This window comes from Klebsiella sp. PL-2018, from assembly GCF_019048985.1.
In the GTDB taxonomy this organism is placed as follows: Bacteria; Pseudomonadota; Gammaproteobacteria; order Enterobacterales; family Enterobacteriaceae; genus Klebsiella; species Klebsiella michiganensis.
The window spans coordinates 4,376,515-4,391,297 of sequence record NZ_CP077673.1 but is presented as its reverse complement, the minus strand read 5'-3'; the positions used below and the strand labels follow the sequence as shown (position 1 = coordinate 4,391,297).

Sequence of the window (14,783 nt, the reverse complement as noted above, 5' to 3'; positions counted from 1 at the left end):
ATTAAGCCTCCTGCCCGCGCAGGGGGCTTTTTTATTGGTGAGGCGTATCGACAGCAGGTGTCGGGGATCGCCGACAAACGCGCTATAGCGGTGTCGTCAAAAGGTGACACTTAAGATATTGATTTATAATAGCATTGCTAAACCATTCATCCGGTGTTGCTAATCAGCGACACTTTGCGCGAAAACCGACCATCATCATTCATGCCCATGAATAGTAAAAAGGTATTATATTTCATTGTGTTAATAAAATGTTTTGAGATGTGGCATAGTTCGTGCATAATTATAACCAGTGGCTCATTCACCTTCTTATGTCAGCCCCTTCGGGACGCGCTACATAAACTTCGAATGACGCACAAACAGGTGCCTGCCGTCCAACTCCTGATAACAGCTCTGCTTTATCAGTCATCGGGCGAAACGTCGAGTAAGGCACCGCCTCATTTCTTAATAAAGCCAGGCTCCTGTAGCCTGGCTTTATTATTTCCGGCGTAGATGTTTATTGCGTCCTCGGTTAGCATCGTCATGAGCTAATGATTGAGACCCTATCCGTGAAGCGACTCTCCCTTTTCCCCCGTTCGCTGCGCCAGCTGGTCACGCTATCCTTCGTGCTGATCCTGCTGCCGCTGCTGGTGCTGGCATGGCAGGCGTGGCAAAGCCTCAACGCGCTGAGCGCGCAGGCGGCGCATATCAACCGTACTACCCTTATCGACGCCCGCCGCAGCGAAGCGATGATTAACGCATCGCTGGAGATGGAACGTAGCTACCGTCAGTACTGCGTGCTGGACGATCCGACGCTGGCGCGGGTCTACCAGAATCAGCGCCAACGCTACAGCGAAATGCTTGATGCTCACGCGGGCGTCCTGCCCGATGAGAAAATCTGGCAGGCGCTGCGTCAGGATCTCGACGATCTGGCCGAGCTGCAGTGTAAAAATAGCGGTCCGGCGGCGAAGTCAGCCGCCAGCCTGGAAGCGTTTGCCTCGGCCAATAGCGATATGGTGCAGGCAACCCGAACGGTGGTCTATTCGCGCGGGCAGCAGCTGCAGCAGGAAATCGCCGAGCGCGGGCAGTTCTTCGGCTGGCAGGCGCTGGTGCTGTTCCTGCTCAGCCTGGCGCTGGTGCTGCTGTTCACCCGCATGATTATCGGCCCGGTGAAGGGCATTGAGAGAATGATCAACCGACTGGGGGAAGGGAAGTCGCTGGACGACGCCGCGCTGTTTACCGGTCCGCGCGAGCTGCGCTCCGTCGGTAAACGCATTATCTGGCTGAGCGAACGCCTTGCCTGGCTGGAATCCCAGCGTCATCAGTTCCTGCGCCATCTTTCCCATGAGCTGAAAACGCCGCTGGCCAGCATGCGCGAAGGGACGGAACTGCTTGCCGACCGGGTGGCCGGGCCGCTGACGCCCGAACAGCAGGAGATCGTTGAAATTCTCGATAACAGCAGCCGCAACCTGCAAAAGCTGATCGAGCAGCTGCTGGATTACAACCGTAAACAGGCCGATGGCCCGATTGCGCGCGAGACGGTAAACCTGGCCGAACTGGTGGAAAATGTGGTTTCTGCCCATAGCCTGCCGGCAAGAGCTAAAATGATGCATACCGAACTGTTGCTCAGCGAGCGTTTATGCGAAGCGGAGCCCGCTCTGCTGGTGAGCGTCCTGGATAATCTCTACTCCAATGCGGTGCACTATGGTGCTGAATCCGGTAACATTCGCATTCATAGCTATCGGCACGGCGAGCAGGTGCGCATTGACGTCATTAACGACGGCGAGCCGATCCCGCCCGCAGAGAGAAACATGATTTTTGAGCCTTTTTATCAGGGAAGCCACCAGCGTAAAGGGGCGGTAAAAGGCAGCGGTCTGGGGCTGAGCATTGCCCGCGACTGCGTACGGCAAATGCAGGGCGAGCTGAGCCTGGTTGATGATAAATCAGGGCTAATCTGTTTTCGTATCACGCTCCCCGTCGCCGAGTCTGGACAAAATAACGTATAACTATCGGGTGAATATGTCCCACTTCTTCGCACTTGTCCGTCCCCTCAGGGGATGGCTGCTGTCAGGCATGTCCTGCCTGGCGCTGGCGGGATGTTCCGCCTCTACATCACCACACGCCGCGGATGGCAAAACGCTCTCCGCGCTGCCGCAGCATCAGGTCGCCGATTTTCTTTCGGTGGAGTGCGCCGATATCTGGAGCCTGCAAAGCGAGGCCAGTGATAAAAACCCGCTTTACTGGCTGCGGGGAATTGACTGCGCGGATCGCCTTCCTCCGGTACAGGCGCGGGCTGAAGCCCGGCAGCACGATGCCAACAGCTGGCAGGATGCCTTTAAACGCGGCATTTTACTGGCCGATGCCAAAATTACGCCCAACGAACGTCGCGATCTGGTGGCCAGTCTGGATGCCTTCAGCCCGCAAATCGCCGCCCAGGTTCGCCCGCTTTATCAGCTCTGGCGCGATGCCCAGGGCCGGCAGCTTCAGCTGATTGAGGAGCGCTCCCGCTACGCCAAATTGCAGCAGTCAAGCGATGCGGAGCTGGAGACGCTGCGTCATCAGGAAATTGAACTTCGCAGTCAGCTCGAACTGACGACCCGCAAGCTGGAGAATCTCACCGACATCGAGCGCCAGCTCTCCAGCCGTAAACCCGGCGGGAACTTCAGCCCGGACGCCGGGCACGGCGGCGAGAAGGTCCCGGAGGTGATTCATGACGATCCGTAAACCCGCCCGCCTGCTGCTGGTGGACGACGATCCGGGGCTGCTGAAGCTGCTGGGCATGCGTCTTGTCAGCGAAGGATACAGCGTACTGACCGCCGAGAGCGGGCCGGAGGCCCTGCGCACCCTGAGCCGTGACAAAGTCGACCTGGTAGTCAGCGACCTGCGGATGGACGAGATGGACGGCCTCCAGCTGTTCAGCGAAATCCAGAAGGTTCAGCCGGGAATGCCGGTGATCATTCTCACCGCGCACGGTTCCATTCCGGACGCCGTTGCCGCGACCCAGCAGGGCGTATTTAGCTTTCTCACCAAGCCGGTGGATAAAGACGCTCTGTATAAAGCGATTGATGACGCGCTGGAGCAGAGCGCGCCCACCACCGATGAGCGCTGGCGCCAGGCGATTGTGACCCGCAGCCCGCTGATGGAGCGTCTGCTGGAGCAGGCCGGGATGGTGGCGCAGTCGGACGTCAGCGTACTGATTAACGGCCAGAGCGGTACCGGCAAGGAGATTGTCGCCCAGGCAATTCATAACGCCAGCCCGCGCCGCGATAAACCTTTTGTCGCCATTAACTGCGGCGCGCTTCCCGAGCAGCTGCTGGAGTCAGAGCTGTTTGGCCACGCCCGCGGCGCTTTTACCGGCGCGGTCAGCAATCGCGAGGGGCTATTCCAGGCTGCAGAAGGTGGGACCCTGTTTCTTGATGAAATCGGCGATATGCCGGTGGCGCTGCAGGTTAAACTGCTGCGCGTCCTGCAGGAGCGTAAAGTGCGCCCGCTGGGCAGCAACCGCGATATCGACATTGATGTGCGGATTATTTCTGCGACCCATCGCGACCTGCCGAAGGCCATGGCGCGCGGCGAGTTTCGCGAAGATCTGTTTTATCGTCTCAACGTGGTGAATCTGAAAATCCCGCCGCTGGCCGAGCGTACGGAAGATATTCCGCTGCTGGCGAACCATCTGCTGCGCCAGTCCGCCGATCGCCACAAACCCTTTGTTCGCGCGTTCTCCACCGATGCGATGAAGCGGCTGATGGCCGCAAAATGGCCGGGCAACGTGCGCCAGCTGGTGAACGTGATTGAGCAGTGCGTGGCGCTAACCTCTTCGCCGGTCATTAGCGACGCCCTGGTGGAGCAGGCGCTGGAAGGGGAAAACACCGCGCTGCCGACCTTTGTTGAGGCGCGGAATCAGTTTGAGCTCAATTACCTGCGCAAGCTGCTGCAAATCACTAAAGGCAACGTCACGCATGCGGCGCGGATGGCGGGGCGCAACCGCACCGAATTTTATAAGCTGCTGTCGCGCCACGAGCTCGACGCTAACGACTTTAAAGAGTAGCTCCGTGTGATGACGCAAGTTATGATACGGTTAGCAACCGGTTACGCGACTAAAACAGGAACACCATGAAAAAGATTGATGCGATTATTAAACCCTTCAAACTGGATGACGTGCGTGAAGCGCTGGCCGAAGTCGGCATCACCGGGATGACGGTAACGGAAGTGAAAGGTTTTGGCCGCCAGAAGGGGCATACCGAGCTGTATCGCGGCGCGGAGTATATGGTCGATTTTCTGCCGAAAGTGAAAATCGAAATCGTTGTCACCGATGATATCGTTGACACCTGCGTGGATACCATTATCCGTACGGCGCAGACCGGCAAAATCGGCGACGGTAAGATCTTTGTCTTTGATGTCGCGCGCGTGATTCGTATCCGCACCGGCGAAGAAGACGACGCGGCGATTTAAGCTGACAAACCGAATGGCGGCCCGATAATTTCCGGGCCGCCTGCATCCATCGCTCTGTTTACAGCACCTTGTGCGGGCCGAAGCACTCGTAATGAATGTTGCCGCTGCTCACGCCCAGATCTACCAGCTGCTTCGCGGCAAACTGCATAAACGCCACCGGGCCGCAGAGATAGAACTGCATCTGCGGGTCGCCGATCTTGTCGGCCAGGGCCGATAAATCCATCAAACCTTCGCTGTCAAACGCGCCGGCGTCACGGTCCGTTTCGCTCGGGCTGCGGTACCAGACGTGAGAAGTAAACTTCGTCAGGGTTTCACCCAGCGCTTTCACTTCCTCCGCGAAGGCGTGCACGTCGCCATTCTCTGCCGCGTGGAACCAGTTCACCTGCGCCGGATGCTGTGCTTTTGCCAGCGTGTCCAGCATCGCCAGCATCGGCGTCTGACCGACGCCGCCGGAGAGCAGCGTGACCGGCGTTTCCGGCGCCACGTTGAGGAAGAAATCGCCGGCCGGCGCGGCCAGGTAAATCACGTCGCCTTCTTTCGCAGAATCATGCAGCCAGTTTGAAACCTGGCCGCCGTTTTCACGCTTAACCGCAATGCGATAGCCTTTGCCGTCGGGTTTGCGGGTCAAAGAGTACTGACGAATTTCCTGATGCGGAAAGCCTTCCGGCTTCAGCCAGACCGCCAGATACTGGCCTGGATGATATTCCGCTACCGCGCCGCCGTCGACCGGCTCAAACTCAAAGCTGGTAATCAGCGCGCTGCGCGGCGTTTTTCTGACGATGCGGAACGCGCGGGTGCCTTCCCAGCCGCCGGTTTTACTGGCGCTTTCGCTGTAGATTTGCGCTTCACGATTAATAAAGACGTTGGCCAGCACGCCGTAGGCCTTGCCCCAGGCATCCAGCACTTCCTGACCCGGGCTGAACATCTCGTCAAGGGTGGCCAGCAGGTGGGTGCCGACAATATTGTACTGCTCGGGCTGGATCTGGAAGCTGGTGTGCTTCTGGGCGATTTTTTCCACCGCCGGCAGCAGGGCGGGCAGGTTCTCAAGATTGCTGGCATAGGCGGCAATGGCGTTGAACAGCGCCTCGCGCTGGTCGCCGTTGCGCTGATTACTCATATTAAAGATTTCTTTGAGTTCGGGATTATGAGCAAACATGCGGTCGTAAAAATGGGCGGTCAGTTTCGGACCGGTTTCAACCAGCAGAGGGATGGTGGCTTTCACCGTAGCGATGGTTTGCGCGTCGAGCATAGCAGCTTCCTTTATAGGTTATCTTAATGATGCATTTAAAATGCATCTTATAAAAATAACCCTGCTTTGTAAATGGTTCTTTAACACTTTCCCATAAGGCAGTTACAACATGAATTATTTGCATCACAAACCTGAAAAGAAATCCGTTGATAATCGAAGGTGCTTTATTGCTCAAAGCCTTGTGTAACGCGGAGCCAATCGTTTGCGTAAAATCCTTTGTCAAGACCTGTTATCGCAGAATGATTCAGTTATACTGTGGGCCGTTGTCCAGGTGGACCGCCTTTTTAGGCCGAAATTTTATTGTTAGCTGAGTCAGGAGATGCGGATGTTAAAGCGTGAAATGAACATTGCCGATTATGATGCCGAACTGTGGCAGGCTATGGAGCAAGAAAAAGTACGTCAGGAAGAGCACATCGAACTGATCGCCTCCGAAAACTACACCAGCCCGCGCGTTATGCAGGCGCAGGGCTCTCAGCTGACCAACAAATACGCTGAAGGATATCCGGGCAAGCGCTACTACGGCGGCTGTGAATACGTCGATATCGTAGAGCAGCTGGCTATCGATCGCGCCAAAGAGCTGTTCGGCGCTGACTACGCTAACGTGCAGCCGCACTCCGGCTCCCAGGCTAACTTCGCGGTCTATACTGCACTGCTGCAGCCGGGCGATACCGTTCTGGGTATGAACCTGGCGCAGGGTGGTCACCTGACTCACGGCTCCCCGGTCAACTTCTCCGGCAAACTGTACAACATCATTCCTTACGGCATCGATGAGTCCGGTAAAATTGACTATGAAGACATGGCTAAGCAGGCTCAGGAACATAAACCGAAGATGATTATCGGTGGTTTCTCCGCTTATTCCGGCGTGGTTGACTGGGCAAAAATGCGCGAAATCGCTGACAGCATCGGCGCATACCTGTTCGTCGACATGGCCCACGTTGCCGGTCTGATCGCCGCTGGCGTTTACCCGAACCCGGTTCCGCATGCTCACGTCGTGACCACCACTACCCACAAAACCCTGGCCGGTCCGCGCGGCGGCCTGATCCTGGCGAAAGGCGGCAGCGAAGAGCTGTACAAAAAACTGAACTCTGCCGTATTCCCGAGCGCCCAGGGCGGCCCGCTGATGCACGTTATCGCGGCGAAAGCCGTTGCGCTGAAAGAAGCGATGGAGCCGGAGTTCAAAGTTTACCAGCAGCAGGTAGCGAAAAACGCGAAGGCAATGGTAGAAGTGTTCCTGAACCGCGGCTACAAAGTGGTTTCCGGCGGCACTGAAAACCACCTGTTCCTGCTGGATCTGGTCGATAAAAACCTGACCGGTAAAGAAGCGGACGCTGCGCTGGGCCGTGCTAACATCACCGTCAACAAAAACAGCGTGCCGAACGATCCGAAGAGCCCGTTTGTGACCTCCGGCATCCGTATCGGTTCTCCGGCGGTCACCCGTCGCGGCTTTAAAGAAGCGGAAGTGAAAGAGCTGGCCGGCTGGATGTGCGACGTGCTGGACAACATCAATGACGAAGCGGTCATTGAGCGCGTGAAGGGTAAAGTGCTGGATATCTGCGCACGCTTCCCGGTTTATGCGTAAGCGTTAGCGTTGACATAAAAAAGGCCGCTGATGCGGCCTTTTTTGCGTCTGTTGATTAGCGGCGGTCGAGCGAAATCGCTCCGGGACCGGTTATCGCCAGCAGCAGGAAGGCGCCGGCAATACTGATGTTTTTCCAGAAGTTAATCATGTTCGGCAGAACCGCATCGCCGGTCATATCCCAGTAGTGATGGCCAATCACCGCGGTACCGAGGGTATAAAAAATAAAGATCACCGCCAGCGGGCGGGTGAAAAAGCCCAGCACAATTAAAATGGCCGCCGGCACTTCCATAATAATGGCAATGATGGCCGCAAGCGTTGGCATCGGCGCGCCGGAGGAGGCCATGTACTGCACCGTGCCGCTAAAGCCGAGCAGCTTGGGATAGCCGAAAAGAATAAACAGCACCACCACCGCGATACGCGCAATCAGCAGCAGCAGAGAGCGGGAGGAGCCAAAGTCAAAGTAGCGTAGAGTGTTCATAATCAGCTCGTTATGAGAGACGTGTGATTTAAACGTAATACACAAATTTGCGCTCCGCCACGTCCGCTGACGATTAACGCAGCGTTTGCAGCTGTTCCTCCACGTACAGATAACCGATCCCCATCAGCTGCTGGGCGCGGGTCAGTTTGCCAAAGCCGATTTGAGTGGCGTGCGCTCGCGGCGTATCGCCGTGGTCAAAGGGATTAAAGCCGGTTTGTTTAACGATACTTTCCAGCCATTGTTCGCCAAAGGCGCAGCTGCGTCCGTATAGCCAGATCTGATTAATATTCAAAATATTTAAGAAATTATAAAGGCTTAAGCCAATGGCGTTGGCCGCGCTATCAACCCATGCGCGAATATGCACGTCTCCCTGTTCCCAGGCTTCAATGAGCGATGCCGTGGTTAATTGCTCGGGAGAGCGCTGCGCTTCCGGCTGCGTTTTGAGCCACATCCGCGCCTGCTTTTTCAACGCGCTGAGGGACGCTACGGTTTCGAGGCAACCGTATCTCCCGCAGTCGCAGGCCTTGCCGTCAGGATTCACAATCGTGTGTCCTATCTGCCCGCTGCCGTAGAGGCTTCCTCGATAAATCTGATCGTTAATCACAAATGACGAGCCGATACCGTAATCGACGTTAATCACGCAAAAATCCGGCTGTATACCCTGATGCTGCCACTTCTCCGCCAGCGCCAGCATCACGCAGTCATTATCCACCCGCACCTGCACGCCGAGCTGTTCCTCCAGCAGATACTTTATTTCAATCGGCGTTTTCCAGCGCGCCTGGGGCATGGTTTGTGACACCCCGGTTACCGGATCAACCTGCCCATGAACGCCAAGCGCGAGATTGATGCTGTGCTGCGGGTAGCGGCGGTGTATACCTCGCCAGCATTCCACGATGGCCTCCAGAAGGGCCTGCGGCGTGGGGGCATCGATGGGCAAATGCTGGTGGCCGTCAACCGCCAGCAGTCGGGCATCGGCAAGCTGATACTCAATGCTGGTCGGCGTGATATTCATGCATAGCGTCCAGGCACCGTGTTCGGGGATCTGGTAGCTTCCGCTGTTCACGCCGCGCTTGCTCATTTTTTCCGTGGAATGGCCGATCAATCCCTCGCTAAGCAGTTCGGCAAGAATGTTGCTCACAGCCGGAATAGAGAGCCCGGTGAGCTGGGAAAGCTGGGATTTACTGAGCTGTTTCTCCCGCCAGAGGTGGGAGAGAAAAATAGATTTGTTGGCCTGCCTGACCCGGGCGTTATTCAAACCGGTGCGCTGCATACACTTAACTCCCTTAACTATATTGCGTGAGCGTTGCGCATTTTAGCAGCTAAATGGCGATATAAACTCCTCTCATAGCAAGTTTTACTTTATTTCGTTTAGTGGAGGCGTCATGTACGGTTCGGTTAAGGTCTGGCAGGAAACAATCACATTACCTACGTGGACGACGGGGGCGGAGGATCCGAACCCCATGTTTCTGGAAAAGCGCGTTTATCAGGGTTCCTCCGGCAACGTCTATCCCTACGGCGTGATAGATACCCTGACCGGCAAGCGTGAAATGCGCGATTATCAGGCAGTATGGATGGAGAATGATTTCATTCGTATCATGCTGCTGCCGGAGCTCGGCGGACGTATTCACCGGGCGTATGACAAAGTCAAACAGCGCGATTTCGTCTATTACAATGAAGTCGTTAAGCCCGCCCTGGTAGGGCTACTGGGGCCCTGGATCTCCGGCGGTATCGAGTTCAACTGGCCGCAGCATCACCGACCGACGACCTTTATGCCGGTCGATTTTTCGATCCAGCGCGGGGAAAACGGCGTGCAAACCGTATGGATGGGGGAAGCGGAGCCCATGCGCGGTTTGCAGGTCATGACCGGGTTTACTCTCTATCCTGACCGCGCGCTGATTGAAATTACCGGTAAGGTTTTTAATGGTAACGCAACGCCGCGTCATTTCCTGTGGTGGGCCAACCCGGCGGTCAAAGGCGGCGATGCTCACCAGAGCGTGTTTCCACCCGACGTCACCGCCGTATTCGATCACGGCAAGCGCGATGTTTCCGCTTTTCCCATCGCCACCGGCACCTACTACAAAGTGGACTATTCTGCGGGCGTCGATATCTCCCGTTATAAAAACGTTCCGGTACCCACCTCGTATATGGCGGAGAAATCGGACTACGACTTTGTCGGCGCTTATCACCACGACGAGCGCGGTGGGCTGCTGCATGTTGCCGACCATCACGTCTCGCCGGGCAAAAAACAGTGGAGCTGGGGCTATGGCGACTTTGGCCAGGCGTGGGACCGCAATCTGACCGACGAAAATGGCCCCTATATCGAGCTGATGACCGGCGTCTACACCGATAACCAGCCTGACTTTACCTGGCTTGCGCCTTATGAAGAGAAGGTGTTTGTGCAAAACTTCCTTCCCTACAGCGAGCTGGGGATGGTGCAAAATGCCAATACGCAGCTGGCGCTGAAGCTGGTTCGTGAGACGGAGCAGCTGCAGCTCGGCGTTTACGCCATTGCGCCGCTGGAAAATATTGTTGTTGAACTCAGCGCGGAAAAGCAGCCGCTGTATGAAACTCAGCTTACGCTGAAGCCCGGCGAGAGCTGGCAGCATACGCTGCCGGAAAATGACGCCCGGCGCTTAACCATTAGGGTGAAAACCGCAGACAACCAGCCGCTGCTGGATTATCAGGAACATATTACTCAGCAGACGCCCCTGCCCGAACCTGCCTGCGCGCCGGCGATGCCGGAAGAGATTCATAACGGCGATGAGCTCTATTTTATCGGCCAGCATCTTGAACAATACAATCATGCAAGCCGCTATGCCGCGGATTACTATCGCCGGGCGATAGCCCTCGATCCGCAGGATTACCGCAATAATGTTGCCCTCGGGACGCTGGCGTTTAATTGCGCCGACTGGGGGCTGGCGGAGCAATGTGCCCGGGCCGCGCTACTTCGCGCCCATCGTCTGAATAAAAATCCGCGCGATGGCGAAGCCAGCATGCTGCTTGGCAGCGCGCTGGAAAGGCAGGGCGATGAAGCTGGAGCATGGGATTGCTATTACAAAGCGTCCTGGAGCGGTAACTGCCGCGATGCCGCCTGGTGGGCGCTGGCAAGGCTGGCGATGAAGCGTGGCGATACCGCCGACGCGCTGGAAAAGGTCAACACCAGCCTGCAGTTTAACGCCAGCAACCATCTGGCTATGGGGCTGAAAGCGCTGGCGTTAGCGAACAGCGGGCGGACGAAAGAGGCACAGGCGTATATTGTCGTCTGCCTCGAACAATACCCGTTGAGCTATCCGCTGCACTGCGCGCGCTGGATGATTGCGCCGGGCGATGAGTCGCGCGCGGGCCTGCTGCGCGTAACGGGGCGCAGAGGGATCAACGGCAGCCTGCTGGCGGGCTGGCTGCTCTCCATCGGTCAGAAGCAGGCGGCGAAGGAGGTGCTTGAGGTTCTGGATTGCCAGGAGGCGCTGCCGATACTGTGGCGCGCCTCGTTAAGCGATGATGTGAATAAACGGCAACGGTTAATTGCCGAAGCCGAGCGCTGCCATGCGCGAAAAGTGCGTTTCCCCAATACGCTCGATGAAGTCCAGATGCTGCAAACCCTGAGCGATAGCGCTTTTGCCCGCTATCTGCTCGGTTGCTTCTGGTACAGCAAACGTCGCTATGAAGAGGCGGTAAGCTGCTGGCGCGAGACGCTGGAAAAATCTCCCGACTATGCGCCCGCTCATCGTCTGCTGGGGGTCTACGCCTGGAACAAACAACAGGATGCCGCGCAGGCGCTGGCTTATCTGCAGCGGGCCGTAGAGCTTGAGCCCGAAAACGCGCGCTTCCTCTTTGAGCTTGATTTCCTGAAAAAATCACTGGGTACGCCGGTAAACGAACGACTGGAAACGCTGGCGGCGCGCAAAGCGGTGGTGCTGAAACGGGATGACCTGACCGCTGAGCTGTTAAGCCTGTGGAACGCGGCCGGCCATTATGCCGATGCCGCCGCTATTCTCGGTACGCGCGTATTTCATCCCTGGGAAGGCGGGGAGGGGAAAGTTACCGGCCAGTATTTGCTCAATCAGCTCCATCGCGCTTTACAGTTGATCGAACGTAAGGCGTTCACGCAGGCCGCTCGCTGCCTGAATGAAGCGTTACGCTATCCCGATAACCTGGGAGAGGGGCGGCTGCCCGGGCAGACGGACAACGATATCTGGTATTTGCTGGGCTATTGCGCGGAACAGACTGGGGATGCGCACCGGGCAGCGGAATATTACCAGCTTGCCCTGCAAGGGGGCTCAACGCTGGACGCCGGGCGTTACTACAACGATCAGCCCGCCGATTACCTTTTCTGGCAGGGCATCGCGCTGCGTAAGAGCGGTAATCCGGCGCAGGCCGAGCAGCACTTCCAGAATTTTATCGCCTGGGCCAGGCAGCATCGGGATGACGTTCCGCAAGCCGACTTTTTTGCCGTTTCTCTCCCGGATCTGGTGGTGCTCGATGTTTCAGCGCAGCAGCAGCATCAGCAGCACTGTTTGTTTATTGAAGCGCTGGGCCATCTGGGGCTGGGCAACTTATCCGCCAGCCAGCAGGCGATGCAGCGGCTGCTGCAGCTGAACCCGGCTCATGATAAGGCGCATCTGATTCGTCATGCCCTGCAAAGCGGCATGTTTTCCTGAACCTGAAACGGGCGGGCCTGGCCCGCCTGAACCCTACTGTTCCCTGCGTTTCCCTTATAGAGGAATCATTATGAATAACGCGCAGACACATCTGAAAATGGGCTACGTCTGGACTATCTGTCTGGTCGCCGCCTGCGGTGGTTTACTCTTTGGCTATGACTGGGTGGTGATTGGCGGCGCAAAGCCGTTTTATGAAGCCTGGTTTTCCATTACCGACCCGGCGCAGTCCGGCTGGGCAATGAGCTCAGCGCTGGTGGGCTGCGTTTTCGGCGCATTAATCTCGGGATGGTGCGCCGATAAACTGGGGCGCAAGCTGCCCTTAATACTGTCCGCCGTGCTGTTCAGCGCTTCGGCGTGGGGGACGGCGGTCGCCAGCAGTTTCGACATGTTTGTGGTTTACCGCATTGTGGGCGGCGTGGGCATTGGTCTGGCATCCGCGCTCAGCCCGCTTTACATCGCGGAAGTCAGCCCGGCAGAAAAAAGAGGGCGCTTTGTTGCGATAAACCAGCTCACTATCGTGATTGGCGTGCTGGCCGCTCAGCTTATCAACCTGATGATTGCGGAACCCGTAGCGACGGGGGCGACGCAGCAGATGATTGTGGAGACCTGGAACGGGCAGATGGGCTGGCGCTGGATGTTCGGCGCGGAACTGGTGCCTGCGCTGGCGTTTTTGGTGCTGATGTTTTTTGTTCCTGAGTCGCCGCGCTGGCTCATGAAGGCCGGTAAGCCGGATCGCGCCCGGGCCGCGCTGGAGCGCATTGGCTCCGCCGACTATGCCGACAGGATATTACGCGACATCGCGCACACGCTGGAAAAAGATAACCATAAAATATCCTACGGCGCGCTGCTGGCTCCGCAGGTTAAACCGATCGTTATCATTGGTATGGTCCTCGCCGTCTTCCAGCAGTGGTGCGGAATTAACGTCATCTTTAACTACGCGCAGGAGATTTTTGCCTCGGCGGGATTCGATATTAACAGCACGCTGAAATCGATCGTCGCAACGGGAATCGTCAACCTGGTGTTTACCCTCGCCGCGCTGCCGCTGGTGGATAAAATCGGCCGCCGTAAATTAATGCTGCTCGGTGCCTCAGGGTTGACGCTGATCTATGTTCTGATTGCCGCCGCCTATGGCATGGGCATCATGGGCTGGCCCGTTCTGCTGCTGGTGCTGGCGGCGATTGCTATTTACGCCTTGACCCTGGCGCCGGTTACCTGGGTACTGCTGGCGGAAATCTTCCCCAACCGCGTTCGCGGACTCGCGATGTCCTTAGGCACCCTGGCGCTGTGGATTGCCTGTTTCTTGTTAACCTACACTTTCCCGCTGCTTAATGCTGGACTGGGCGCGGCGGGCAGTTTCCTGCTGTATGGCGTCATTTGCGCTGCCGGCTACCTCTATATTCTGCGCAACGTGCCGGAAACGAAGGGGGTCACTCTCGAAGCCCTGGAAGAGCAGCTGGCGCAACGTCATGCGGGCGCTCAGGCGATGAAGCAGGAGCAGACGCGCTAATGGCGGAAGAGTGGATTCTGGAAAACGCGCATCTGCGGATGCGCGTCGCTTCTCTGGGCGGCAAAGTGCAAAGTTTATACTCGCGGCATTATCAGGCGCCGGTGCTGTATGAAAACCCCGCCGGCGGCATGTTTCCGATGCTGCCGCTGGCCAATCGCGTCGCCGGGAACCGCTTTATTTTTCAGGGACGTGAGATAGTTCTGCCTCGCAACCACGCCGACGCGCATTTTTTTCTCCACGGCGACGGTTGGCTGCAGCGCTGGGATATGATTGCGCGCGGCGGCGGCTATTGCGTGTTACAGCTACGTCGGCAGCATGCCTGCGGTTTCGATTACCTGGCGCAGATCCGCTACCAGCTGCTGCGTAACCAGCTGGTGGCTGCGCTGACGCTTACCCACTGCGGTAGCACGCCCATCCCCTATGGCTGCGGTTTTCATCCGTTTTTTCCTTTTGATAAGCGCGGTACGGTGCAGTTTGCAGCCGCCGGCTACTGGCCGGAAGGGGAGCAGCATCTTCCTCTCGGCTGGCAAGGCCAGTTGCCCGGCTACGCCGATTTCAGCCACGCGCAGTACGGTGAGGATCGCTGGCTGAACGTGGGCTATTCCGGCTGGAGCGGGCGGGCGAGGGTGATTAGTGATGTGATGGATATCACAATTCTTTCGCAAACTCCGTGGTTGATGCTTTTCAGAATGCAGGGCGAGCCGTTCCTTTGCCTCGAGCCGCAAAGTCATCCGGTAAACGCCCATAACATGGACGGACAGCCGGGGCTGCGGGTTTTAGGCGCCGGAGATACGCTGAGTTTTTCGCTGAAAATAGACGTACAGGGGCGCGAATAGCGCCATATCTGGGGCGAGGGTATCTTGCGCCCGCCCCGCTTTATCGCC

The 14,783-nt window shown here is 57.1% G+C and carries 11 protein-coding genes; 8 read left to right on the top strand and 3 right to left on the bottom strand.

What is annotated here, in order from left to right:
• Positions 1-545: 545 nt before the first annotated feature.
• From MKleb_RS20510 to glnB, 4 genes are all read left to right on the top strand, one after another.
• The gene (locus MKleb_RS20510; RefSeq protein ID WP_025106584.1) at positions 546-1,982 is read left to right on the top strand and encodes a sensor histidine kinase; all 1,437 of its coding nucleotides are present in this window, start codon (positions 546-548) and stop codon (positions 1,980-1,982) included.
• 13 nt (positions 1,983-1,995) lie between these two features.
• Positions 1,996-2,700, top strand: a complete 705-nt coding sequence (gene qseG, locus MKleb_RS20505) for a two-component system QseEF-associated lipoprotein QseG (RefSeq protein ID WP_217076166.1) — start codon at positions 1,996-1,998, stop codon at positions 2,698-2,700.
• Positions 2,687-4,024, top strand: a complete 1,338-nt coding sequence (gene glrR, locus MKleb_RS20500) for a two-component system response regulator GlrR (RefSeq protein ID WP_014230390.1) — start codon at positions 2,687-2,689, stop codon at positions 4,022-4,024. Before qseG ends, glrR begins: the two co-directional genes overlap by 14 nt.
• A 65-nt stretch (positions 4,025-4,089) precedes the next feature.
• Positions 4,090-4,428, top strand: coding sequence for a nitrogen regulatory protein P-II (glnB, locus tag MKleb_RS20495; protein WP_002914032.1), 339 nt, complete (start codon positions 4,090-4,092; stop codon positions 4,426-4,428).
• A gap of 58 nt (positions 4,429-4,486) precedes the next feature.
• Here glnB and hmpA read toward each other — a convergent pair whose 3' ends face one another.
• On the bottom strand, positions 4,487-5,677 hold the full coding sequence (hmpA, locus tag MKleb_RS20490) for an NO-inducible flavohemoprotein (RefSeq protein WP_025106586.1): 1,191 nt from the start codon (positions 5,675-5,677) through the stop codon (positions 4,487-4,489).
• Positions 5,678-6,002: 325 nt separating this feature from the next.
• Here hmpA and glyA point away from each other — a divergent pair, with 325 nt between their 5' ends.
• Entirely contained in the window at positions 6,003-7,256 is a 1,254-nt protein-coding gene (gene glyA, locus MKleb_RS20485) for a serine hydroxymethyltransferase (protein WP_009654385.1), read from the top strand.
• A gap of 55 nt (positions 7,257-7,311) precedes the next feature.
• Here glyA and MKleb_RS20480 read toward each other — a convergent pair whose 3' ends face one another.
• Both MKleb_RS20480 and MKleb_RS20475 read right to left on the bottom strand, forming a co-directional pair.
• A complete protein-coding gene (locus MKleb_RS20480) occupies positions 7,312-7,734 on the bottom strand; it encodes a DoxX family protein (RefSeq protein WP_025106587.1) in 423 nt (140 codons plus the stop codon).
• 73 nt (positions 7,735-7,807) lie between these two features.
• Positions 7,808-9,004, bottom strand: coding sequence for an ROK family transcriptional regulator (locus MKleb_RS20475; protein ID WP_025106588.1), 1,197 nt, complete (start codon positions 9,002-9,004; stop codon positions 7,808-7,810).
• 112 nt (positions 9,005-9,116) lie between these two features.
• Here MKleb_RS20475 and MKleb_RS20470 point away from each other — a divergent pair, with 112 nt between their 5' ends.
• From MKleb_RS20470 to MKleb_RS20460, 3 genes are all read left to right on the top strand, one after another.
• Positions 9,117-12,392 (top strand): DUF5107 domain-containing protein, encoded by a 3,276-nt coding sequence (locus MKleb_RS20470; RefSeq protein ID WP_108703520.1) that lies wholly within the window; start codon positions 9,117-9,119, stop codon positions 12,390-12,392.
• A 70-nt stretch (positions 12,393-12,462) separates the two neighbouring features.
• Complete coding sequence (locus MKleb_RS20465; protein WP_025106590.1) at positions 12,463-13,899, top strand: sugar porter family MFS transporter; 1,437 nt, start codon at positions 12,463-12,465, stop codon at positions 13,897-13,899.
• The gene (locus tag MKleb_RS20460) at positions 13,899-14,735 is read left to right on the top strand and encodes an aldose 1-epimerase (RefSeq protein WP_217076165.1); all 837 of its coding nucleotides are present in this window, start codon (positions 13,899-13,901) and stop codon (positions 14,733-14,735) included. Before MKleb_RS20465 ends, MKleb_RS20460 begins: the two co-directional genes overlap by 1 nt.
• Positions 14,736-14,783: the final 48 nt, after the last annotated feature.